Here is a 20,758-nt window from a genome sequence, read left to right as displayed (position 1 = left end):
TTGTTTGTTAAGCGCGTAAAATTCCGTTTTTCCAGTCCAGTTGGTCATGGATAGTGGCATCAGCAGATTATCTCTGTTGGTTTTAGTTTTGCCCTAAAATACGCGCAATTCAACGCCTGCTCAATCAATACGAGATAAACATGACGGAAACCGACCTAGAGATGGCGCCGCAATACGACCTGTCGGCCTTGGTCATTCCGTTATTGAAAGGCGTGATCTACCAGGAAACCGACGGCGGCCTTTGGAATGCCTTGCTGAATCTGCAAGCCAGGGTGCGGGATTACGTGGCGGTGTTGGGTTTGGAGTTGGTGTTGGATGAGGCCGAGAGTTATGCGTTTTTGCGTTCGCGGCAGGCGGATGCCGAAGACGACGAAGCGGTCGCCAAGTTGCCGCGTTTGATCGCGCGGCGGCCGTTGTCGTTTCCGGTCAGCTTGCTGTTGGCGCTACTGCGCAAGCGTTTGGCCGAGTTCGACCGCGGTGGCGGCGAGACTCGGTTGGTCTTATCGCGCGAGGACATCGTCGAGTTGATCCGGGTGTTTTTGCCGCCACGCAGCAACGAGGCGCGGCTGATCGATCAGATCGAAACTCATATCAACAAGGTGGTCGAACTGGGTTTCTTGCGCAAACTCAAGGCGGCTTCCGGGCAGTCGGCCAATTACGAAGTCAGGCGGATATTGAAAGCTTTCGTCGATGCTCAATGGCTGTCGGAATTCGATGCCCGGCTGGCGGAGTATCAAACGCAGTTAGTTAGCGGCGGGGAAGTCGGAGAGTGATTGTTCGTAGATTGATCCCCGCCGCTCTTTCTCGTCGGGACAATACCGTTAGGTATATCGTGGTTTATCCCCCTCTTTTTCAAAGAGGGGCTAGGGGAGATTTTCTAAATAAATCCCCCTCGATCCCCCTTTTGCAAAGGGGGAGGCAGCTAAAGCCAAGGGATATTTCCACCGTTAGACAGGGCTTCCATTCCGTTTTACAACGTCTCAAGCCAAATTCCGCTACGCCATGACCATCAATAAGGAAATGCAACTCTCCCTGGATTTCGTCGACGATGACGCCTTGTCCGGCTTTCGCTTGCAACGCCTGGAAGTTTATAACTGGGGCACCTTCGACGGCCGGGTTTGGGTCTTGCATTTGAATGGCCGCAATGCGCTATTGACCGGCGACATCGGTTCCGGCAAATCGACGCTGGTCGATGCGGTGACCACTTTATTGGTGCCGGCTCACCGTATCGCCTACAACAAAGCCGCCGGCGCGGATGCCAAGGAGCGCAGCCTGCGTTCCTATGTGTTGGGTCATTACAAATCCGAGCGCAATGAGGTCAGCGGCAGCGCCAAACCGGTGGCCTTGCGCGGCGACAACAGTTATTCGGTGATCTTGGGCGTGTTCCACAACGCCGGCTACGACCAGACCGTAACTATCGCGCAGGTGTTCTGGATCGCCGACCGCCAGGGTCAACCGGCGCGGCTGTATGCCGGGTGCGAACGCGACTTGAGCATCGCCGCCGACTTCGCCGATTTCGGCAGCGACATAGGTCAATTGCGTAAAAAGTTGCGCGGCCTGGGCGCCGATTTGCACGACAGCTTTCCGCCCTACGGCGCCTGGTTTCGCCGCCGCTTCGGCATCGACAACGAGCAGGCGCTGGAATTGTTCCATCAAACCGTATCGATGAAATCGGTCGGCAATCTGACCGACTTCGTGCGCAGCCACATGCTGGAACCCTCAGAAGTCGCGCCGCGCATCACCGCGCTAATCAATCATTTCGACGACCTTAACCGCGCCCACGACGCGGTCCTGAAGGCCAAACGCCAAGTTGGCTTGTTGACGCCCTTGGTCGGCGACTGCGACAAACACACGCAATTGACCGAACAAACCGAGGAGTTGCGCGCCTGCCGCGAGGCGCTGCGGCCTTATTTCGCCGGTCTAAAGCTCGGCTTGCTGGAAAAGCGTTTGGCCGGTTTGGTCGACGAGTTGAGCAAACAAGGCGCGCAAGTGGAACGCTTGAGCGAACGCAAACAGCAACAGCAAAGCGAGGAACGCGAACTGCGCCGCAATATCGCCGACAACGGCGGCGACCGCATCGAGCGCATCGCCGAGGACATTCTACGTTTGCAAGACGAACTGAGCCGCCGCCGCGACAAGGCCAAACGTCACGAACAACTGGTGCGGACCTTGGACTTGCCGGCCCCGGAAGACGCCGACGCCTTTCTGGCCCAGCAACAGCAATTTGCCGCTTTGCAGGACAGCGCGGCGGCGCGCGAGGCAAATTTGCAGAATCTAGCCAGCGAAACCGGCGTCGCCTTCGCGCAAGGGATGAAGGAACATCAGGCTTTGCAAGCCGAAATCGACAGCCTGAAGGCGCGGCGCAGCAATATCGACGATGTCCAGATCAAACTGCGGCGGATGCTGTGTTCGGCCTTGGGCTTGGCCGAAGACGAGATGCCGTTTGCCGGCGAGCTGATACAGATGCGCGACGAGGAAAGGGGCTGGGAAGGCGCCGCGGAACGTTTGTTGCGCAGTTTCGGCTTGTCGTTGCTGGTGCCGGATAAACATTATGCGGCGGTCGCCGAATGGGTGGACCAGACGCATCTGAAAGGCCGGCTGGTGTATTTTCGGGTAAGGCCCGGGCAGCGCGCCGAACTGCCCAATCTGCATCGCGATTCCTTGGCCCACAAGTTGGCGGTCAAGCCGGATTCGGCATTTTACGACTGGCTGGAGCGGGAAATCGCCCACCGTTTCGACGTCGCCTGTTGCGCGACGCCCGAGCAATTCCGCCGCGAACAAAAAGCCATCACCCGCGCCGGCCAGATCAAGGCGCCGGGCGAACGCCACGAAAAAGATGATCGCCACCGTCTCGACGACCGCAGCCGCTACGTGTTGGGTTGGTCGAACGCCGCCAAGATTGCCGCTTTGGAACATAAAGCCAAGGTTCTGGAAAACCAGTTGGCCGAGCTGGCCGCCCAATTGGCGCAACTGGACAAGGCAGCAACGGCCGTCAAAGAACAATTGAAAACCTTGTCCAAACTGGACGAATACCGCGACTTCCGCGAACTTGACTGGCGGCCGCTGGCCGGTGAAATCGCCAGACTGGAAGACGAAAAGATGCAGTTGGAGTCGGCGTCGGATCTGCTTAAGCAACTCACCGAGAGTTTGAATACCTTGGTCGAGACCTTGCAGGATACCGAGCGGCAGCTGGAGGAGCACAAGGATAGACGTTCGAAAACTGAACAGAAAAAAACCGACGCAGAATTACTGCTGCAACAAACCCAAATGCTGCTCGACGAAGCCGGTGATGCTCATGCCGAGCGTTACCCCAAACTGGAGGCGATGCGGCCGGAAGCCTTGGGCGAACATCATTTGTCGGTGGAATCCTGCGACAACCGCGAACAAGACATGCGAGGCTGGCTGCAGACCCGCATCGAAAACGAGACCAAAAAACTCAATTATTTGCGTGACAAAATCATCGACGCGATGCGCAGCTATTGCGCGGCCTTCCCGTTGGAAACCCAGGAAGTCGATGTCGGCATCGCCGCCGCCCACGAATATCAAACCATGCTGGAAGGCTTACAAAGCGACGACCTGCCGCGCTTCGAGGCCCGCTTCAAGGAATTGCTCAACGAAAACACCATCCGCGAGGTTGCCAACTTTCAGTCGCAACTGGCCCGCGAGCGGGAAACCATCAAGGAGCGCATCGCGCTGATCAACGAATCCTTGACTCAGATCGACTACAACACCAACCGCTTCATCGTGCTGGAAGCGCAACCGACGCCGGACGCCGACGTGCGCGACTTTCAAAGCGAGTTACGCGCCTGCACCGAGGGCGCACTGACCGGTTCCGACGACGAGCAATATTCGGAAAACAAGTTTCTGGAAGTCAAAAAAATCATCGAACGCTTCCGCGGCCGCGAGGGTCAGGCCGAGCAAGACCGGCGTTGGACAGCCAAGGTTACCGACGTGCGCAACTGGTTCAATTTCGGCGCCAGCGAGCGCTGGCGGGAAGACGGTAGCGAGCATGAGCACTATTCTGATTCCGGCGGCAAATCCGGTGGTCAGAAGGAAAAACTGGCTTACACGATTCTGGCGGCCAGCTTGGCTTATCAGTTTGGTTTGGAATGGGGCGCGTTGCGCTCGCGCTCGTTCCGCTTCGTGGTCATCGACGAGGCCTTCGGTCGCGGCTCGGACGAATCGGCGCAATACGGTTTACGGCTGTTCGAAAAGCTCAACTTGCAACTGCTGATCGTCACGCCGCTGCAGAAAATCCACATCATCGAGCCTTACGTCGCGGCGGTCGGCTTCGTCCACAACGAGGAAGGGCGGGCGTCCAAGCTGCGCAATCTGAGCATCGAAGAGTACCGCGCCGAACGCGCGGCACGCGGCGGATGAGCAAGCCGGTCTGGACTTTGCCGGCCGAGTTGCTCGCCGAACTGGACAAACGCTGGCAGCGCGGGCAAATCTTGACGGAAAGCCTGACGCTGAGCGGCTTGTTTCCGCTGCGCATTCCGTTAAAGTCACCCAGCCCGGCGCAACTGGCCGCCGATTTCGCAGCCGTACAGGCTTGGGTGGAGCCTTGGTTGGCCGTTGACGCCAAGCATTTTGCCGTCGAATGGCGCGACATTAATCATCGGCTGTCGGGGCGTAACCGTTTGCCGGCGGCGGTGGTTTTCGACAAGCCAGACAATGTGGCGGCGTATTTGAAAAAAGCGAAGGAATTGGCGGTTTTCGGGCAATTGGCGGCATCGCTGGTTGACGATTTTGCCGCTCTGCGGCCTTGGCTATTGAAATATCCGTTACGCGCTTTGGAGCACGCCGACGAATGGCAAAAATTGTTGAGCGTGGCCGGCTGGGTCGTCGAACATCCGCGGCCAGGCATTTATCTACGCCAAATCAGCTTGCCCGGCATCGACAGCAAATTCATCGAAAGCCGCAAGAAGTTGCTCGGCGAATGGCTGGATTTGCTGTTGCCGGCCGCGGCGATCGATACCGCGCAAACCGGCGTCGCCGGCTTCGAGTTGCGCTACGGCTTTTTGGTGAAGCCGGCGACGATTCGCTTCCGCTTGCTGGATAGCCGGCTGCGCATCGCCGGCTTGAGCGATCTGACGGTGACCGCCGGCGAATTCGCGACGCTGAATTTGCCGGTCAAGCGGGTATTCGTCACCGAAAACGACATCAACGGCCTGGCGTTTCCGCCGTTTGCCGATAGCGTGGTGATCTTCGGCAGAGGCTACGGGTTCGATGCCTTGGCGCAAGCCGAATGGTTGAAGGATAAGGAAATTCACTATTGGGGTGACATCGACACCCACGGCTTCGCTATCCTCAGCCAGTTTCGCCAGCATTTTCCGCAAGCCCAATCCTTGCTGATGGACGAGGCCACTTTAATCGCGCATCGCTCGCAATGGGTCGAAGAAGCTAGCCCGATTAACGCCGAATTGGCTTATTTGACAGTGGACGAGGCGGCGCTATACGACGTGTTGCGGGATCATCGCTACGGTCGCGGGGTGCGCCTGGAACAGGAGTATGTCAGCTTTGCGTTACTGTCGGAACGGCTGGCGGCGCTGGATTTGGCGGCTGGCGGCGAGGGCGCGTAGCGGTGAGTGCGTATTTCGTGGATGTTTGGCAAGGCCGGCTGAGCGTATCTGCCGACACATTAGCGCGATTGGCGTCGCGATTATCGGACGACGAAATGTTGAAGGCGCAAGCGTTCAAGCTTCCAACCTTACGTGATCGCTACGTTGCCGCGCGCGGCATGTTGAGAGAAACGCTGGCCGGCTATTTGGCGGTCGATCCGGCGACGTTAAAATTCGTGTCCGGCCCCTACGGCAAGCCGGCTTTGCTTGATGAGCCTTTACAATTCAATATCTCGCATACCGCTGATTTATTGTTAATAGCCATCGCTAATTTTGCTGACATTGGAATTGATGTGGAGACGGTTAAGCTGCGGCGCAATTTTGAAAATTTGGCGCAGCGTTGCTTTTCCGTGCGGGAGTATCAAGATTGGTGCGAACTGCCGGTGGAGTGGCAGGCGGACGCATTTTATCGGTTATGGACCAAGAAAGAGGCCTTTGTCAAAGCAGTCGGTCGCGGAATTGCTTTGGGCTTGGAGCAATGCGAGTTTGCAGTGGAGGCAGGTGGGCAGTTGCGAACTATTCCCGACGAGTATGGTTCGGCCGGTGCGTGGCTGGTTCACGAATTGAGTGTTGCTGCTGTTAATTCGGCCCTTAGCGTTTCGTGTTCCGGCGGTGGCTTGAGTTTGGCTCCTGAATTAGAGTCCGGATTTGGCGGTGATGACGGCTCTGGAGTATTGCAGAACCGAGTCGGCAACAACTGCGCGGCACTGGTCACGCCTGCCCGGTGCTATGTTTTACGGCGGTTGTTGTTGCAAGCCGATTGAGGCTTACTGAAGCCTCAATCGGCTTGCAGTGATCGAAAACCCTTTGTGGTTTGTCCCGTCTATGTGGTTGCATTTGCCGGCTATGTGGGTTTTGTAACAAATATCTCTTCCTGTTATTAACGCGCCCCTCTGAATAATTGCCTTTGTTGAGCCACACAGGGCGCCGGATTGCTCACTAAAAGCGGTTTGCCGGCTTTGTTGTTGTCAATTAGTAACTTGGAACGGGATTTGCTGAGTAGACTAAAAAACGGACTATTTAGTGAGGTTGATATGACTATACACATTGCATCCATGATGCCGGACCGCGCGCTTGACGAGAGTGTCATCGCCAAAGCTATTACGAAAATTGCCGTTGATTTGGCAAGATTTCGTGAGGAGCCGATACAAAAACGGACGCCGATCCTGGACTTGATATTTCTATTACCCAGCCGCCAGGAGAGGGCTGATTTCGAGGGCTTGCGTTTGCATTCGTTCGATAAAACCTCGCAGACTTTGCGGATAGAATGCGCCGTACCGGAAAAAATGGTGGCATCCACTCACGCGGAGCGTTTTGTTGTCGCGGTGATAATGGACACCATCGACGCCGCTGCCGAATTTTTCACCGAGCAGCGCATATTGTTTGATGCAGCCGGGCATTTGGCGTTGGCGGAGGCGCTGGTGGTGCGTGAACACTATGCGATCAATTAATCGATAACTGAGTTTATCGAAGGGCGCGCCCGTCTGGGCTTCGGCGAGCTCAGCGCGAACGGAATACCCGTGATAAATAGCGCCGGGTTAATAGTGGCCTGCTTGAGCTGGATCGGTCAAGTCCAGCAAGCTAACCACATTCAGTTTGATCGCTAACCGCGTCAACTCGATGTCGCTGTTCACTCCCAGCTTGTTTTTGATCAGGTAATGGCAGTTGCCGACGGTTTTCCGGCTAATGTTCAGCGTATTGGCAATGTCGTCTTGCGTGTTGGCTTCGACCAGTAGGCGCAGAATTTCGAATTCTCTGGCGGTTAAACTATTCAGTGCTATCGAATCATTGCCGAGTTTTTCCAACGCCAACGCTTGGGCGATGTCGGTGCTGAGAATGTGTTTGCCAAGATAGACGTGCCGTATCGCCTGCAACAGCAAATCCGGTGTGCTGCTTTTGGTGACATAACCCAAAGCGCCGGCACGGCAGGCTTGGCGGGCAAAGCTGGGGTTTTGATGCATACTGAAAACCAGTATCCTGGCTTTGTGGTCGCGTTGTTTGAGGCGGCCTATCAATTCCAGGCCGCTTGAGCCGGGCAGGGTTAAATCGGTTACGACCACGTCGGGTTGGCATTCCTTGTATAGGCAATAGGCGTCTACGCCGTTCGCGGCTTCGGCAATGACCTTTAAGTCTGTTTGTTTGCTGATCAGTGAGCGGTAGCCCTCCCGGACTATTGCGTGATCGTCTACCAGCAAAATACTGATAGTGGTTTGCTCAGTCATTGGGCGCTCTCCGACTGCGCTGTTGGCAAGCGGGCTTCGATTATCAGGCCATGCGGCTTTGCTATGCTTAAATTGAATTTGCCGTTTAAGGCAAGGATACGTTCGCGCATGCCCAGCAAGCCTATGCCGTCGCCTGGCACAAACGGCAAAGTGATGGCGTTGCCGTTGTCTTGTATGGTGATCGATGTCTCGGTGCTGTTGATTGTTAGTGTAATATCGGCTCGGCTGGCAGAGGCATGTTTGGCGATATTGCTGACGGCCTCTTGGGTGATGCGAAACAGACTGATTGCCAGAGATTCCGTCAACGTTCTGCAATCGCCGATGATGCGCAGGCTAAAGTGCGTCTTGCCCAGACGGTTCCAGCTTGCCACCAGGGTGCACAGGCTGGCGTCCAAGCCTAATTCTTCCAGCTCTGCTGGGCGTAAGCGAGTCAATAAGTTCCGCACACTTTGTTGCATGGCTTGGGTAAAGCGGGATATTTGCTCGGCCTCTGTGACTAACTCAGGACAATTTTGCTGCGCCGTTTGAGCGATGACCGTCGTGACGGCGTGGATTGCAGTCAAGCATTGGCCTAATTCGTCGTGAAGTTCGCGTGCCAGGCAGCGGCGTTCCTCTTCCTGCAAGTTCATCAACATCACAGCCAGTTTTTGCCGTTCCGCTAAGAGTTGTTGCTGATTGCCGGCGAGTTGGTTGATTGCCGTGGCGGTATGCCGCCATTCCACTAAGTCGAACACGGGTAGCCGGAACGCCAAATCGCCTGTACTGAGCCGGTTTAATCCCGCCACAATAGTCTGAGCGGGAAGTAAGGCCCGGTTGACGGCCAAGTAAACCAGCAAGCAAACCGCTGTGATCGTTACCGCCGACAACGCCAGTAAATCTCGGACGTCATCCCAAGCGCGGGTTATTGACAACTCTGCGCTAACCGAAACAGTTAATACGCCGTAAGCCTGACCGTTGTAAGTTATCGGCCGCTGCCAGTCAAAGTTGGGTCCAAAAATTCGTCGATATAGTTCGGAAAAATACTCAGGATAGTGATGGGTGGACAAGTCGATGCCTTTGCAGTAGTTACGTATGGTTCTGCCGTCATTAGCCAGATAGTTGGCGCAAATGCCCGGTTCGCTAGCGGTCTGTTTCCATAAGTCAAAATCCGGGAAGGGGTTGGCCGGGTTTTCGCCCGCGCTGGCTTTGAATAACTGTAACTCCAGTTGTTTGCCCAGCGCGGCTAAAGTGTTTTGTGCTTGCGCTGCCGATTGTTGAGCGCTGCGATGCAGCACATAGGTCAGCGTCGCGAGTAAACACAGTAAGGCTACCCCCGCAATGCGGGTTAACAAATACAGTTTTAGATTCATGATCGATTCGTGGCGCGCTGATAGTCGGTGGATGTTGCTGAAAAGGCATTTTAGGTAGTTGAGTGGGTGCTGAATAGCTTGATAGCGAGATGCGGGCAATTTGCCCGAGTTTGCCGGGTGAATGTCGGCTTACGGGCGGCAGTTGCTTACTTAAGCTGAGATCCTCTAAATCGGCTCAATTGGGAGGCCCAACATGCTTAAAACAGTGACTGTCAGAAATATTATGGCTATACCGCGCGAAGCGGTATGGTCTGCGATGGCCGGTATTGGGGGTCTGGGGCGATGGTTTCCGGTGAGTCGTTATCTGGGTTCGGAGGCGTCAAGCTTGGGTGCGGAGCTATTATGAATATTGTCAGCTTGATTAAATGCGTGTCGTTGGTTGTGGGTATGTCGGCCGCAGAGGTCAACGCCGCGCCGCGGATAGCGGTTTTGGATTTTGAATTGAACGACATAACGTCGCTGCCGAACACGTCGACGGAAATTAGCCGCACTTCCAGTATGGCGCCTTTGTTGATGGTAGCCTTAAGCCGGTCGGGTGCTTATCAAATCGTAGCTGTCGATGCGGAAAGTCAGAAAACTGCCAACAGCGGCTTTGGCTACTTGTTTCGCTTTCACGATTTGGCAGCAGACTTGGGGCAGCAGCGGGGTGCGGATTGGGTGCTGGTTGGTCAACACAGCAAACCGAGCTTTTTGTTCTCGTATCTGTGGGTATATTTGATCGAAGTTAATAAGCGAGCGGCGGTAGCGCGTTATGACATCGAGTTGAAGGGTAGTCATCAGAAAGTCACTCAGCACGCTATCGATGCCTTGGCCGGAAAGATCAGAGCTACGCTTGCCGGGCACAGAGTCAATTAGTTTTGCGGTTGCAATAGGCATAAAAAAAGCCGCTGAGTAGCGGCTTTTCTTTGTTCCCAATAAGAAACGTTTAACGTTTTGAGTATTGAGGACGTTTTCTGGCTTTGTGCAAGCCGACTTTTTTACGTTCAACTTCACGAGCATCGCGAGTAACGTAACCGGCTTTTCTCAATGGTGGTCTCAAGGCTTCGTCGAAAACCATCAATGCACGGGTCAGGCCGTGGCGAATGGCGCCAGCTTGGCCTGAAGGGCCGCCGCCGGTAACGACGATGTTGATGTCGAAATCGCCGGTTTTACCCAACAACTCCAGAGGTTGTCTGGCAATCATTTCGTCGGTTTTGCGGCCGAAATATTGTTCAACAGGAAGTTTGTTGATGGTGAATTTTCCTGAACCGACTGTGGCGTAGACGCGAGCGATTGCGCTTTTGCGACGACCTGTTCCGTAGTATTGAGCTGCCATAAACTATCTACCTGCTTAGAATTCTAAAACTTTAGGTTGCTGAGATTGATGATTATGCTCAGAACCTGCGTAAACTTTCAATTTTTTGAACATGGCGCGGCCCAATGGATTTTTGGGCAGCATGCCTTGTACGGCGGTGGTGATGATCCGGTCCGGGAAAGTTTGTCTTAACTTGCCCAAAGAAGCTGACTTCATGTTGCCGACATAACCGGTATGGCGGTAATACATTTTGTCTTTTTCTTTGTTGCCGGTCACGCCGATTTTTTCGGCGTTGATGACGATGATGTAATCGCCGGTGTCAACGTGTGGTGTGAATTCGGGTTTGTGTTTTCCGCGAAGACGTCGTGCAATTTCAGTAGCAAGGCGACCTAATGTCTTTCCTTCTGCATCAATCACGTACCAATCGCGCTTAACTTCTGCGGGCTTTGCACTAAATGTTTTCATCTTTGCTTTTTAGTCTGTTGAGGCTATAAAAACCGTGAATTGTACTTAATAGGGCCGTTAACTTCAAGTCCAATTAAAGCTTAATTTTCAGGGAGTGCAATTTTCGGTATAAGTGCGTGCGTTCCATGCCGATAGCCGATGCCAGTTTGGCGACGCTGCCGCCGGTTTTTTCGAAATGATATTCCAGGTAGGATTTTTCGAAATGGTCGCGGGCTTCCTTCAGCGGCAAATTAAAAAACTCCGGTACATTCAAGCCTAGTTTGGGTTGTTCGGCGATCGAACCCAGCGCGGTTTTGACTTCGTCAAGCTCAATGTCGTCGCCGGCACCGAGTATCATCAGGCGCTGTACCAGATTACGCAGTTCGCGCACATTACCCGGCCAGCTGTAATTACGCAAATAATTTTGCGCGGCCATCGAGAAACGCCGGAACGGCAGCTTTTCCTGGGTGACGAAATGATCGACATAAAAATTCAACAGGCTGGGTACGTCTTCACTGTGTTCGCGTAGCGGCGGAATCTCCAGTGTCACGACGTTCAGCAAATAGTAAAGATCCTGACGGAAGCGGCCGCTGTTGACTTCTTCTTCCAATGACATGCGGGTGGACGCGACGACTCGTACGTCAACACGCACCGCCTGACTGCCGCCAACCCGCAGGAACGAGCTGGATTCCAGTGCACTCAGCAAGCGAGTTTGAGTTTCCGGGTCCATGCCGCCGATTTCACCCAGAAATAGCGTGCCGCGATGAGCTTGTTCCAACAGGCCGCGATATACTCGGCCGTTGTCTTCGCGGCCGAAAAACTCCACCGCCGAGTTTTCCGGGGAGATACTGCCGACCGACACATCAACAAACGAGCCGTCGCGCCGCGAACTATTGTTGTGCAAATAGCGGGCGAACATTTCCTTACCGACCCCGGCTTCGCCGACGAATAACACTCTGGCGTCGTGCTGAGCCAGGCGCTTTAACTTATCCTTGGTACGTTCCACCACCGCGCTTTTGCCGACCGGGTCCACGCCTATCATCAGCTGTTGTTTCAAGCCGGCGTTTTCGCGCTGCAAAGAGCTGGTCTCCAGTGCGCGTTCGACGATCAGCAGCAACTTAGCCAGCGATAATGGCTTTTCCAAAAAGTCGTAGGCGCCAAGCCGAGTCGCTTCCACGGCTGATTCCACTGAGGCATGTCCGGACATCATAACCACCGGACATAGTGCGTCATCTTCGCTGACCCATTCCCGCAGCAGCGTGATGCCGTCGCTGTCCGGCATCCAGATGTCCAGCAGGATCAGATTAGGCGGGCGCTGATTTTTCAGGGCTTTAGCTTCCGTGGCGTTTTCCGCCATGGCGACATCGTAACCTTCATCCTCAAGAATTTCCGACACCAACTGACGAATGTCCTGCTCGTCATCGACCACCAAAATATACGGTGCTTGCTTATTCATTTAAAGTTCCCAAATTCAAAAACCGGCAGCTGGAGTAAAAACCCCGCGCCACCATTATAAGACGTATCCACCCAAATCACCCCGCCATGTTCTTCCACGATCTTTTTGACAATAGCCAGGCCCAGGCCGGTACCTTTGGCCTTGCTGGTTACGTAGGGGTCGAAAATGGTTTCAAGCTGTTCCGCGTTCAAGCCGTTGCCGTTGTCGTAGATGCCCAACTCGACATAGTCGGTGTTGTTGCGGCTGACTTTGGCGATTTTGATCTCGATGCGGCAGGGCGCCGTGGTGGCCTCTTGGGCGTTTTTGATCAGGTTGTGCAGTACTTGACGCAGGCTGACCGGATCCGCTTCGACCAGCACCCGGTCGCTTGCAAACTTGGTGCTGAAAACAATGCCGGAGGGCAGGTATAAAGCCACGACTTCCTGAATCAGATCAACCAGATTGATTTTTTCCACTTGTTTCTTGGACGGGCGGGCGTATTCGGAAAAATCGTCCACCATGCGTTTCATCGCTTCCACCTGTTGGACGATGGTGCGAGTGCCGCGTTGCAGAAATTCGGCGGAGCCATCCTGTAATTCCTTGGAGAGCTTGTGCTGTAAACGCTCGGCGGACAGTTGGATCGGCGTCAACGGGTTTTTGATTTCATGCGCCAGACGCCGCGCCACTTCGCCCCAGGCGGCGTTTTTCTGTGCCTGAATCAGGTCGGTGACGTCGTCGAACACCACGACCGCACCGGTGCGGGCGCCGTGCTGCGAGAACAGTGGCGTACCTCGGCACAACAGTTCCTGACGGCCGTTGGGGCCGAGAAACACGATGCGTTGCTCCCAAATATCGTCGGCTTTTTCCAGCAGGCTTTGGATCGCATTGAGTACATCCGCCAGTTCGCTGTGCAGGGTCGCCAAAGTCGGTAAAGTCTCGCCGACGAAATGACTGACCGGGATATGTAAAATCCGGTAGGCGGCCTGGTTGGCGGTACGGATGTAAAAGGCGGCGTCAAAACTGATCACCCCGGCCGTGAGATTGGCCAGGATGGTTTCCAGATACGCGCGTTGGTTTTCCACTTCCAGACCGGCAACACGGGTTTCGTCGCGGGAGCGGGCGATGCGCCGGGTCATTTGATTGAAGGATTCCACCAAAAAGCCCAAATCGTCCTGATTCATCACCGGTAGTTGTTGCTGATAATCGCCGTCGGCGACCGCTTGTGTGCCTTTTACCAGCTCTTTAACCGGCGCGACGATGTTGCGGATGCTGATAAAAGCCACCCAAATCGCAGCCAACAGGCTGAGCAGCAACACCAGCAGCAGGATTAGCGAGAAGCTGGTTTTCAGCGAGTCACGCAGGAAATTCATTTCCTGGTAACGGATGAAGGCAAATTCAATCGAGTCGGCCAAGTCGGTTACCCGCACCGGAATCGGAAACAAGGCTTGCAAAAATCGGCTTTGATCGGCTTCGATCGCCACGATGATACGCACCAGCATTTCATCGTTATCGCCGGGATCGAAAGCAAAATATTCCTTATTCTGCCGCAACTGCAGCCAGATTTGTTCGTCGGGAAGGTGCGGCAAAATATCGCTGGGGTTGACGCTGCTGGAAGCTAATACCCGGCCTTGATTGGAAAATACCGCGATTTCCAGCGCTCCGGAATCCGCCCATAGCGAGCCTACTTCCATTGCGATCAACGCTTCCGATTTGTCGCGAAGTTGATCGGCCATTTGCTTGGTTTGCTTGATATGCCAGTTCATGCGTTGATTCAGCGAGGACTGGCTCAACTCCAGCGCATCGTCCATCGCCCGGTCTATTTCCACGTTAAACCAGCTGTCTATGCCTTGATGCAGAAATTGCACGGAGAAATAAAACACGATGGCCGCCGGCGCCAAAGCCAGCAAGACGAACAAGGACACCATGCGCGTGGTCAGCCGAGAGCCGGCCTCCTTTTTCTTTAACTCCCGCACCAGCGAATAGGTGTTGAACGCCACCAAGCCCAGCAAAATCACCGATCCTAGCGTGTTGATGACCAACAGCCAGGAATACATTTCGCCGAGTTCCGATGATTCTTGGGTGGCGCTGCTCATCAATTGCAGCGACAGCAATACGAAGCCGAACAGCAGGATAATCGTGGCGCTGGCCGGTAATTTTATTTTTGAATGGGCCATGTGTGCCAGGCGCTAGAAAGAAACCACTGGTTGTCCAGATAGGCGACCGGACGCAGCGGTATTGGCAACTGCTCGCGGTTGAATTGAGTTTTTACCGCCAGCAGGTAAGGCGTGCCGCCCACAACAAGTTCTGCGGGAATTGGCATGCTGTCATGCACGGCAGCCATGAAATTCATGGCCGCGCTCAAGGTTAAAAACATTTCGCTGCGGTCGAACGGGGTTTGCACCACATATTGATTCAGCAAGGCATGGAATTGCAGGCTGTAAGTCAGTTTGTGTTTATGGATTATCGTATCCCACAGCACCCCGGGTTGGCGCAGTTCTATCGCGACGTCCCAGGTTAAGCGCACACCTTTGTGCAGCGCTTCTTTGGCAGTCGGACTGAGCTGGTAATCGATATGAGCCTGCACGTCATAACCGTCATCGACACGATCCAAATCGGCATATTCGATGCGCGCGGCATATTCTCCGGCTTCAGCCATGCCTGGCGCAATGTGCAGGCAGAGCATCAATGCCGCGTAACTAAGGGGCTTTGTAAAGCTTGGCATAATAAAAGCCGTCCATTTGCCGGTCACCGGTGATGATTTGCCGGCCGTGCGGACGGGACATGCCCCAGTGCGCCTCGATATGAATTTCGCTGGCATTGCTATGTCGGGCAAGGAAAGCGGCGATTTGCGCCTCGTTTTCCTGCTTCAATACCGAGCAGGTGGCGTACAGCAAGATGCCGCCAGGTTTTAGTAATTGCCAGGCGTTATCAAGAATCTTGGTTTGCAGCGCTTGCAGGGCGGCAATATCGTCGGCGCGGCGCAGTATTTTGATGTCGGGATGGCGGCGGATCACGCCGAAGCCGGAACAGGGCGCGTCCAGTAGTATCCGGTCGAATTGGCGGTCGCCAGCCCATGATCCGGATTGACTGGCATCGGCGGCTAAGGTTTCGGCTTGTAAGTTTAAGCGCTGTAAATTATCGGTCACGCGCTGCAGGCGTTGTTGATCGACATCGACCGCCAACAGGCCGCCCAAAGCGGGTTGGCGCTCCAGAATTGCCGCCGTCTTGCCGCCCGGCGCGGCGCATAGATCCAGCACCTGTTGGCCGGGTTGCGCATCAAGCAGTTCTGCGGCCAGTTGGGCGGCAGTGTCCTGTACTGAAACTCGGCCTTGACTAAAGGCGGGCAATTGCTCGACGGCCAAGGCTTGGTCTAGCCTTATCGTCGTCTCGCAGCAGTCTACCCTTTGGGCGGCGATGCCTTGCGCGGCAAGTTCGTCCAGATAAGCGGCTCGGTTGCCTTGCAACAGGTTGACACGCAAAGCCATCGGCGGTGCCTGGTCGTTGGCGTGGAGGATTTTCTCGTAATGTTCCGGCCAGTCGTGCTTGAGCAAATCCACTATCCAGCTCGGATGATTGTAGTGAGCCTGGCTGTCTCCTGTGCAGGCTTGCTGCAAGGCTTCGGCATCGCGTAAATATTGTCTGAGTATCGCGTTAACCAAAGACTTGGCCCAAGGTTTATGGCTGGTGGCGGCGACCGTTTCCGATACGGCGGCGTGCGATTTAACCCGCATGTGTTGCAGTTGATACAGGCCGATTAGCAGCAAGGCTTTAATGTCGCCGTCTTTTTGTTTGAGCGGCTTGCTGAGCAAGCGGCCCAGCATAAAATCTAGTGCGTAGTAATGGCGGATGACGCCGTAGCACAAGGCTTGGACGAAAGCTCGGTCTTTGACATCCTTGATTTTGGGCAGGCCGTGTTCCAGGGCGGCGGTCAGTGATTGGCCGTCGCTAAGGACGCGCGCGAGTATCTGTGCCGAGCAGCCGCGCAGATTCATAGGCCAAGCATAACGCGGTCAGAGGGGTGGGCATTCATAAAGTCTTTGCCGGATATGCGTTTGCCACCGGGGAGTTGCACTTCCAGCAGGCGCAGCACACCGTCGCCGGTGGCGACATCCAGTGCATGTTCCGCGCAACTGATGGTGCCGGGTGCTTGTTCTGCGGGTCGATCAAGCACCTGGCTGCGCCAGACCCGCAATACTTGGCCTTGATACAGGGTCTGCGCTACCGGCCAGGCATTCAGACCTCGCACTTTGCGATTCAGTTCTATAGCGGAGCTTTGCCAGTCCAAGTTGGATTCCTGCTTTTCCAGTTTGTGGGCGTAAGTAACCAGCGCTTCGTCTTGCGGTTCGGCTTGCAACGAGCCATTGGCTATCTGGTCGACCACTTTAACCAGCCCTTCGGCACCCATTTGTGCCAATTGATCGTGCAGGCTGCTGGACGTGGCGTCGGCGCTGATCGGGCATTCGGCTTTGTAGAGCATGTCGCCGGCATCGAGCTTTTTTACGACTTTCATGATGGTGATGCCGGTTTTAGCATCGCCCGCCATGACGGCCCGGTGAATCGGTGCCGCGCCGCGCCAGCGCGGCAGCAGCGAACCGTGCACATTGATACAGCCTTGTTTAGGTATGTCCAAAACCGCTTGCGGCAGAATCAAGCCGTAAGCGACGACGACGATTAAATCGGCATCCAGTGCCGCTAATTGGGCGATAGATTCGGGGCTTTTGAAGTTTTCCGGCTGATACACCGGAATGTTGGCGGCTACGGCCAGGGCTTTGACCGGGCTGGCGGTCAGCTTGCGGCCACGGCCGGCCGGCCGGTCGGGCTGAGTATAAACCGCGCAGACTTGATGCGGCGAATCCAGCAAGGCTTGTAGGGTAGGAACCGCAAAATCCGGCGTACCGGCGAACACGATTTTCATGAAATGTCCTGATTAGCCTTGCGACTTGTGAATTTTATCCAGCTTGGCTTTGATACGATTGCGCTTGAAAGCTGAGAGATAATCAACGAATAACTTGCCTTCCAGATGGTCCATTTCATGTTGAATGCAAACCGCCAACAAGTCGCGCGCTTCCAGTTCAAAGCCTTCGCCGTCGCGGTTTAACGCCTTGACTTTGATATGTTCGGCGCGGCTGACTTTTTCGAAAAAGCCCGGTACCGAAAGGCAGCCTTCCTCGGACTCTTCGACGCCGTCGCGCTCAATGATTTGCGGATTGATCAGGCAGATCGGTTCGTCCTTGTTCTCGCTGACATCCATCACGATCACGCGCTTATGTACGTTTACCTGGGTAGCCGCTAAGCCCACGCCCTTGGCGGCATACATGGTTTCGATCATGTTATCGACCAAGGTTTTGATGCTGTCATCGACTGTGTCCACCTCGGCCGCGACGTTGCGCAACCGTTTATCGGGAAACTCCAGAATTTTAAGAATACTCACCCATCACTCCACTTGCGAACTGTAATAGTGGGATTTTATCCGAAATTGCCTTGGGTTTGAATGTGAAGACTAAATAGGGCCGGGTTTAGTCTGGAACGGCTCGTGCTGGCATAATGCCCGAATTAATCTAAACTGTGCGGCAAATCGATGGTTGATTTTTTACGCATTTGTTTCAAATTGGACTGGGCGGCATGCAAAGCAGCGGCGCTTGCCGATTTTGCCTTTGGACGCTTCGTCCGGCGGATTTTGAACGGTTTTATAAGCTCTGGCAGGATAAATTATGTTTTTTCGCGCGATACTGGGAATATTGATACCACTGGTTTTTGCCGCAGTGGCTTGGGCCGACGAGCTGAAAATAAACCCCAATCATCCCGATCAGTACACGGTTGTTAAAGGTGATACCTTGTGGGACATTTCCGGGAAGTTTTTACAGCACCCCTGGGAATGGCCACAGCTATGGCACAACAATCCGCAAATCAAGGATCCGCATTGGATCTACCCGGGCGACACCTTGTATTTTTCCTACGTGAACGGTGTGCCGCGCTTGAGCTTCTCACCGGATGGTAATGACGAAAAACTGTTGCCGCGAGTGCGCGAGTCCGATATTGATCAAGCCATTAAAATGATTCCCAGCGATGCCATCGTGCAATTCTTGAATTCGCCGAAAGTCGTCACCGCGGAGGAGTTGCAGCAGGCGCCTTATGTCATCGGCTTTGTCGGTGAACATTTGATCGCCGGGGCAGGAGACGGTGTTTACGTTCGGGCCATCGAAAACCCGCCAGGCTTGGGGTATACCATTTATCGGGCAGGCAAGGCCTATGTCAGTCCGGTTACCAAGGAAATTTTGGGCTACGAAGCACAATATATCGCTGATACCACGCTACAGGAACCGGGTGATCCGGCCACATTGCTGATTAATAAATCCGATATGGAAATTCAACGCGGCGACCGCTTGATGCCTACTTCTGAGGGTGAGTTAGCCTTAAATTATTTTCCAAGACCGCCTAAACATCAGGTGGTGGGCAGCATCATTCAGGTAAAGGGTGGTGTGTCGCAGATCGGTCAGCGCGATGTGGTGGTTATCGATAAAGGTACTGCCGACGGTTTGGAAGTGGGGCATACCTTGGATGTGTATCGCAAAGGGCATGTCGTCGTGGATAGGTATCAATCCCAGGAAGCTGTGGCGGTGAAAATGCCGGATGAACTGGCTGGCGTGTTGATGGTGTTTCGCCCGTTCGAACGGGTCAGCTATGCATTAGTGATGCAGGCAACCGCTGCGATGCACACGCTGGATAGAGTGCAAACGCCCTAATGGATGACCGAGCTAACGATATTCAATCGGGTTGGTTTAAGCCGCTCCGGTTTGTTCTTTAACCTGTTTTGGAAGCCGCGCTCAATCCGCAAATCAAGTACTGGCTGGCGATGCTGCGTAGTCCCGGCGTCGGCAGTCAGGCCATTCAGCGCTTGCTGGCACATTTTGAGCCAGAACAGATATTCTCGGCGTCGCGAACCACTTTAACTGGCTTGGGTTTCAGCGAAAAGCTCATCAATGCGCTGCAAAAACCGGATTGGCAAAAGGTCGAAGACGATATTGGCTGGCTGGAGCAAGCCGGAAATTATGCGTTGACCTTGGGCGATGCCGACTATCCGGCGCAACTGAGAGAAATTGCAAATCCTCCCCCGGTTTTATTTGTCAAAGGCAATCCTGCATTGTTGCTTGAGCCGCAATTAGCAATAGTCGGTAGCCGTAACCCTTCTCCCGTCGGCGTCAGCACGGCAATTCAATTTGCAGAGACATTGGCTGCAGCCGGGTTTGTCGTAACCAGTGGCTTGGCCTTGGGCATCGATGCCGCGAGTCACCAAGGTGCTTTAAACGTAAACGGGCAAACCATAGCCGTGGCCGGCACCGGTTTGGATCGAGTTTATCCGGCTTGCCATAAGCAATTGGCTACCCAAATAGTTGAGCATGGTGCGCTGGTCTCCGAGTTTCCACCCGGTACTGGTGCCAAAGCCAATCACTTTCCCAGGCGAAACCGCATCATCAGCGGTTTGTGCGTCGGATTATTGGTGGTCGAGGCCGCCCAGCAAAGCGGTTCGTTGATCACTGCGCGCTTGGCGCTTGAGCAGAATCGTGAGGTTTTTGCGATTCCCGGTTCCATTCACAACCCTTTGGCGCGCGGTTGCAATGCATTAATTCGCCAAGGCGCCAAATTAGTCGAAACCGCGCAAGATATTTTTGAGGAATTAGGTCATTATAATCAAAGGTATATGCGATCCGAGTCGGAATTAGCGCAGACTTCGCTTGACCTGGAGCAGCAAAATCTATTGAAATTGATTCCGTACAGTCCCACAACGGTCGATGCTCTGGTCCAAGAAAGCGCTTGGTCGGCGGAAGAAGTTTCCTCGACGCTGTTGGTGCTGGAGTTACAAGGCTACATTGCCGCACTTGCCGGTGGTGGCTACCTCCGAGTCAAATAAAGGTTCTAATGAAAGAAGATATTTTCGATGTGCTCATTTATCTGTTTGAGAATTATCTGGATGGCGACAGCGATAACTATCCGGATACTGCCGTGATTGCCAGCGAGTTGCTGGATGCGGGTTTTCAGCAGCCTGATGTCAACAAGGCGTTCGATTGGCTGGAATCTTTAGCTGAAATTGAGAGCATCACACCGGCGGTTTCCTCTTCGTTCCGGATTTTTAGCGGTCAGGAAATCTCCGTGTTCGACATGGAATGCCGAAATTTCTTGATGTATCTTGAGCACAGCGGCATCTTGACACCGATAAACCGCGAAATAGCGATTGATCGGGCGATGGCCTTGAAAGACGAAAATATTACGCTGGATAAATTGAAATGGATTGTATTGATGGTGTTATTAAGTCAACCCGGCGATAGCGCCGCTTTCTCCCGAATGGAAGACATCGTTTACGATTTGATACCTACTTCTTTACATTGATTTTTTTC

The 20,758-nt window shown here is 54.2% G+C and carries 20 protein-coding genes; 10 read left to right on the top strand and 10 right to left on the bottom strand.

Features of this window, described 5'->3' with window-relative positions; all coding sequences use genetic code 11:
• Nucleotides 1-140: 140 nt before the first annotated feature.
• The 5 genes from DDY07_RS13950 (at nucleotide 141) to DDY07_RS13930 (ending at nucleotide 7,072) form a co-directional block, all read left to right on the top strand.
• On the top strand, nucleotides 141-773 hold the full coding sequence (locus DDY07_RS13950) for a DUF4194 domain-containing protein (RefSeq protein WP_216614755.1): 633 nt from the start codon (nucleotides 141-143) through the stop codon (nucleotides 771-773).
• Nucleotides 774-1,002: 229 nt separating this feature from the next.
• On the top strand, nucleotides 1,003-4,380 hold the full coding sequence (locus tag DDY07_RS13945; RefSeq protein ID WP_216614754.1) for an ATP-binding protein: 3,378 nt from the start codon (nucleotides 1,003-1,005) through the stop codon (nucleotides 4,378-4,380).
• Nucleotides 4,377-5,582: a Wadjet anti-phage system protein JetD domain-containing protein gene (locus tag DDY07_RS13940; RefSeq protein ID WP_171696298.1), complete on the top strand. Its 1,206-nt coding sequence runs from the start codon at nucleotides 4,377-4,379 to the stop codon at nucleotides 5,580-5,582. The genes DDY07_RS13945 and DDY07_RS13940 overlap by 4 nt, the downstream gene beginning before the upstream one ends.
• 2 nt (nucleotides 5,583-5,584) lie before the next feature.
• On the top strand, nucleotides 5,585-6,385 hold the full coding sequence (locus tag DDY07_RS13935) for a 4'-phosphopantetheinyl transferase superfamily protein (RefSeq protein WP_367650879.1): 801 nt from the start codon (nucleotides 5,585-5,587) through the stop codon (nucleotides 6,383-6,385).
• A 270-nt stretch (nucleotides 6,386-6,655) separates the two neighbouring features.
• Nucleotides 6,656-7,072 carry a hypothetical protein gene (locus tag DDY07_RS13930; protein WP_253734487.1) on the top strand — a complete coding sequence of 139 codons (417 nt, stop codon included), beginning with the start codon at nucleotides 6,656-6,658 and terminating at the stop codon, nucleotides 7,070-7,072.
• Nucleotides 7,073-7,159: 87 nt separating this feature from the next.
• On the opposite strand, the gene DDY07_RS13925 is transcribed toward DDY07_RS13930, so the two are convergent.
• Nucleotides 7,160-7,843: a response regulator transcription factor gene (locus tag DDY07_RS13925; protein WP_171696297.1), complete on the bottom strand. Its 684-nt coding sequence runs from the start codon at nucleotides 7,841-7,843 to the stop codon at nucleotides 7,160-7,162.
• Nucleotides 7,840-9,192 (bottom strand): sensor histidine kinase, encoded by a 1,353-nt coding sequence (locus DDY07_RS13920; RefSeq protein WP_171696296.1) that lies wholly within the window; start codon nucleotides 9,190-9,192, stop codon nucleotides 7,840-7,842. The genes DDY07_RS13925 and DDY07_RS13920 overlap by 4 nt, the downstream gene beginning before the upstream one ends.
• Nucleotides 9,193-9,385: 193 nt before the next feature.
• Here DDY07_RS13920 and DDY07_RS13915 point away from each other — a divergent pair, with 193 nt between their 5' ends.
• Together DDY07_RS13915 and DDY07_RS13910 are read left to right on the top strand one after the other, a co-directional pair.
• Nucleotides 9,386-9,538, top strand: coding sequence for a hypothetical protein (locus DDY07_RS13915; RefSeq protein WP_171696295.1), 153 nt, complete (start codon nucleotides 9,386-9,388; stop codon nucleotides 9,536-9,538).
• On the top strand, nucleotides 9,535-10,047 hold the full coding sequence (locus DDY07_RS13910) for a DUF2380 domain-containing protein (protein WP_171696294.1): 513 nt from the start codon (nucleotides 9,535-9,537) through the stop codon (nucleotides 10,045-10,047). Before DDY07_RS13915 ends, DDY07_RS13910 begins: the two co-directional genes overlap by 4 nt.
• A 70-nt stretch (nucleotides 10,048-10,117) precedes the next feature.
• Here DDY07_RS13910 and rpsI read toward each other — a convergent pair whose 3' ends face one another.
• The 8 genes from rpsI to def all read right to left on the bottom strand — a co-directional run bounded on the left by rpsI (nucleotide 10,118) and on the right by def (nucleotide 17,796).
• On the bottom strand, nucleotides 10,118-10,507 hold the full coding sequence (rpsI, locus tag DDY07_RS13905; RefSeq protein WP_033158870.1) for a 30S ribosomal protein S9: 390 nt from the start codon (nucleotides 10,505-10,507) through the stop codon (nucleotides 10,118-10,120).
• Between the two features lie 15 nt (nucleotides 10,508-10,522).
• Nucleotides 10,523-10,951: a 50S ribosomal protein L13 gene (rplM, locus tag DDY07_RS13900; protein WP_020482941.1), complete on the bottom strand. Its 429-nt coding sequence runs from the start codon at nucleotides 10,949-10,951 to the stop codon at nucleotides 10,523-10,525.
• Between the two features lie 73 nt (nucleotides 10,952-11,024).
• A complete protein-coding gene (locus DDY07_RS13895) occupies nucleotides 11,025-12,386 on the bottom strand; it encodes a sigma-54 dependent transcriptional regulator (protein ID WP_033158871.1) in 1,362 nt (453 codons plus the stop codon).
• Entirely contained in the window at nucleotides 12,383-14,539 is a 2,157-nt protein-coding gene (locus tag DDY07_RS13890) for an ATP-binding protein (protein WP_171696293.1), read from the bottom strand. Before DDY07_RS13890 ends, DDY07_RS13895 begins: the two co-directional genes overlap by 4 nt.
• Nucleotides 14,521-15,087 (bottom strand): DUF4390 domain-containing protein, encoded by a 567-nt coding sequence (locus tag DDY07_RS13885; protein ID WP_253734486.1) that lies wholly within the window; start codon nucleotides 15,085-15,087, stop codon nucleotides 14,521-14,523. The genes DDY07_RS13890 and DDY07_RS13885 overlap by 19 nt, the downstream gene beginning before the upstream one ends.
• Nucleotides 15,062-16,357 (bottom strand): 16S rRNA (cytosine(967)-C(5))-methyltransferase RsmB, encoded by a 1,296-nt coding sequence (gene rsmB, locus DDY07_RS13880; RefSeq protein ID WP_171696292.1) that lies wholly within the window; start codon nucleotides 16,355-16,357, stop codon nucleotides 15,062-15,064. The genes DDY07_RS13885 and rsmB overlap by 26 nt, the downstream gene beginning before the upstream one ends.
• Complete coding sequence (fmt, locus tag DDY07_RS13875; RefSeq protein WP_171696291.1) at nucleotides 16,354-17,280, bottom strand: methionyl-tRNA formyltransferase; 927 nt, start codon at nucleotides 17,278-17,280, stop codon at nucleotides 16,354-16,356. Before fmt ends, rsmB begins: the two co-directional genes overlap by 4 nt.
• Nucleotides 17,281-17,292: 12 nt before the next feature.
• On the bottom strand, nucleotides 17,293-17,796 hold the full coding sequence (gene def, locus DDY07_RS13870; protein ID WP_171696290.1) for a peptide deformylase: 504 nt from the start codon (nucleotides 17,794-17,796) through the stop codon (nucleotides 17,293-17,295).
• A 280-nt stretch (nucleotides 17,797-18,076) separates the two neighbouring features.
• Between def and DDY07_RS13865 the strand changes: the two genes are divergently transcribed.
• The 3 genes from DDY07_RS13865 (at nucleotide 18,077) to DDY07_RS13855 (ending at nucleotide 20,750) form a co-directional block, all read left to right on the top strand.
• The gene (locus DDY07_RS13865) at nucleotides 18,077-19,108 is read left to right on the top strand and encodes a LysM peptidoglycan-binding domain-containing protein (protein WP_033158877.1); all 1,032 of its coding nucleotides are present in this window, start codon (nucleotides 18,077-18,079) and stop codon (nucleotides 19,106-19,108) included.
• 68 nt (nucleotides 19,109-19,176) lie between these two features.
• A complete protein-coding gene (gene dprA / locus DDY07_RS13860) occupies nucleotides 19,177-20,274 on the top strand; it encodes a DNA-processing protein DprA (RefSeq protein ID WP_253734485.1) in 1,098 nt (365 codons plus the stop codon).
• 8 nt (nucleotides 20,275-20,282) lie between these two features.
• Nucleotides 20,283-20,750, top strand: coding sequence for a DUF494 family protein (locus DDY07_RS13855; protein ID WP_020482932.1), 468 nt, complete (start codon nucleotides 20,283-20,285; stop codon nucleotides 20,748-20,750).
• Nucleotides 20,751-20,758: the final 8 nt, after the last annotated feature.

The organism is Methylomonas sp. ZR1 (assembly GCF_013141865.1).
Classification (GTDB): Bacteria; Pseudomonadota; Gammaproteobacteria; order Methylococcales; family Methylomonadaceae; genus Methylomonas.
This window is presented reverse-complemented; position numbering and strand designations above follow the sequence as displayed.

Excerpts from the sequence above, each read along its gene's own strand:
- DDY07_RS13950 (WP_216614755.1), top strand. The coding sequence starts at position 141 with ATGACGGAAACCGACCTAGAGATGGCGCCGCAATACGACCTGTCGGCC.
- DDY07_RS13945 (WP_216614754.1), top strand. The coding sequence starts at position 1,003 with ATGACCATCAATAAGGAAATGCAACTCTCCCTGGATTTCGTCGACGAT.
- DDY07_RS13940 (WP_171696298.1), top strand. The coding sequence starts at position 4,377 with ATGAGCAAGCCGGTCTGGACTTTGCCGGCCGAGTTGCTCGCCGAACTG.
- DDY07_RS13930 (WP_253734487.1), top strand. The coding sequence starts at position 6,656 with ATGACTATACACATTGCATCCATGATGCCGGACCGCGCGCTTGACGAG.
- DDY07_RS13925 (WP_171696297.1), bottom strand. The coding sequence starts at position 7,843 with ATGACTGAGCAAACCACTATCAGTATTTTGCTGGTAGACGATCACGCA.
- DDY07_RS13920 (WP_171696296.1), bottom strand. The coding sequence starts at position 9,192 with ATGAATCTAAAACTGTATTTGTTAACCCGCATTGCGGGGGTAGCCTTA.
- DDY07_RS13915 (WP_171696295.1), top strand. The coding sequence starts at position 9,386 with ATGCTTAAAACAGTGACTGTCAGAAATATTATGGCTATACCGCGCGAA.
- DDY07_RS13910 (WP_171696294.1), top strand. The coding sequence starts at position 9,535 with ATGAATATTGTCAGCTTGATTAAATGCGTGTCGTTGGTTGTGGGTATG.
- rpsI (WP_033158870.1), bottom strand. The coding sequence starts at position 10,507 with ATGGCAGCTCAATACTACGGAACAGGTCGTCGCAAAAGCGCAATCGCT.
- rplM (WP_020482941.1), bottom strand. The coding sequence starts at position 10,951 with ATGAAAACATTTAGTGCAAAGCCCGCAGAAGTTAAGCGCGATTGGTAC.
- DDY07_RS13895 (WP_033158871.1), bottom strand. The coding sequence starts at position 12,386 with ATGAATAAGCAAGCACCGTATATTTTGGTGGTCGATGACGAGCAGGAC.
- DDY07_RS13890 (WP_171696293.1), bottom strand. The coding sequence starts at position 14,539 with ATGGCCCATTCAAAAATAAAATTACCGGCCAGCGCCACGATTATCCTG.
- DDY07_RS13885 (WP_253734486.1), bottom strand. The coding sequence starts at position 15,087 with ATGCCAAGCTTTACAAAGCCCCTTAGTTACGCGGCATTGATGCTCTGC.
- rsmB (WP_171696292.1), bottom strand. The coding sequence starts at position 16,357 with ATGAATCTGCGCGGCTGCTCGGCACAGATACTCGCGCGCGTCCTTAGC.
- fmt (WP_171696291.1), bottom strand. The coding sequence starts at position 17,280 with ATGAAAATCGTGTTCGCCGGTACGCCGGATTTTGCGGTTCCTACCCTA.
- DDY07_RS13865 (WP_033158877.1), top strand. The coding sequence starts at position 18,077 with ATGTTTTTTCGCGCGATACTGGGAATATTGATACCACTGGTTTTTGCC.
- DDY07_RS13855 (WP_020482932.1), top strand. The coding sequence starts at position 20,283 with ATGAAAGAAGATATTTTCGATGTGCTCATTTATCTGTTTGAGAATTAT.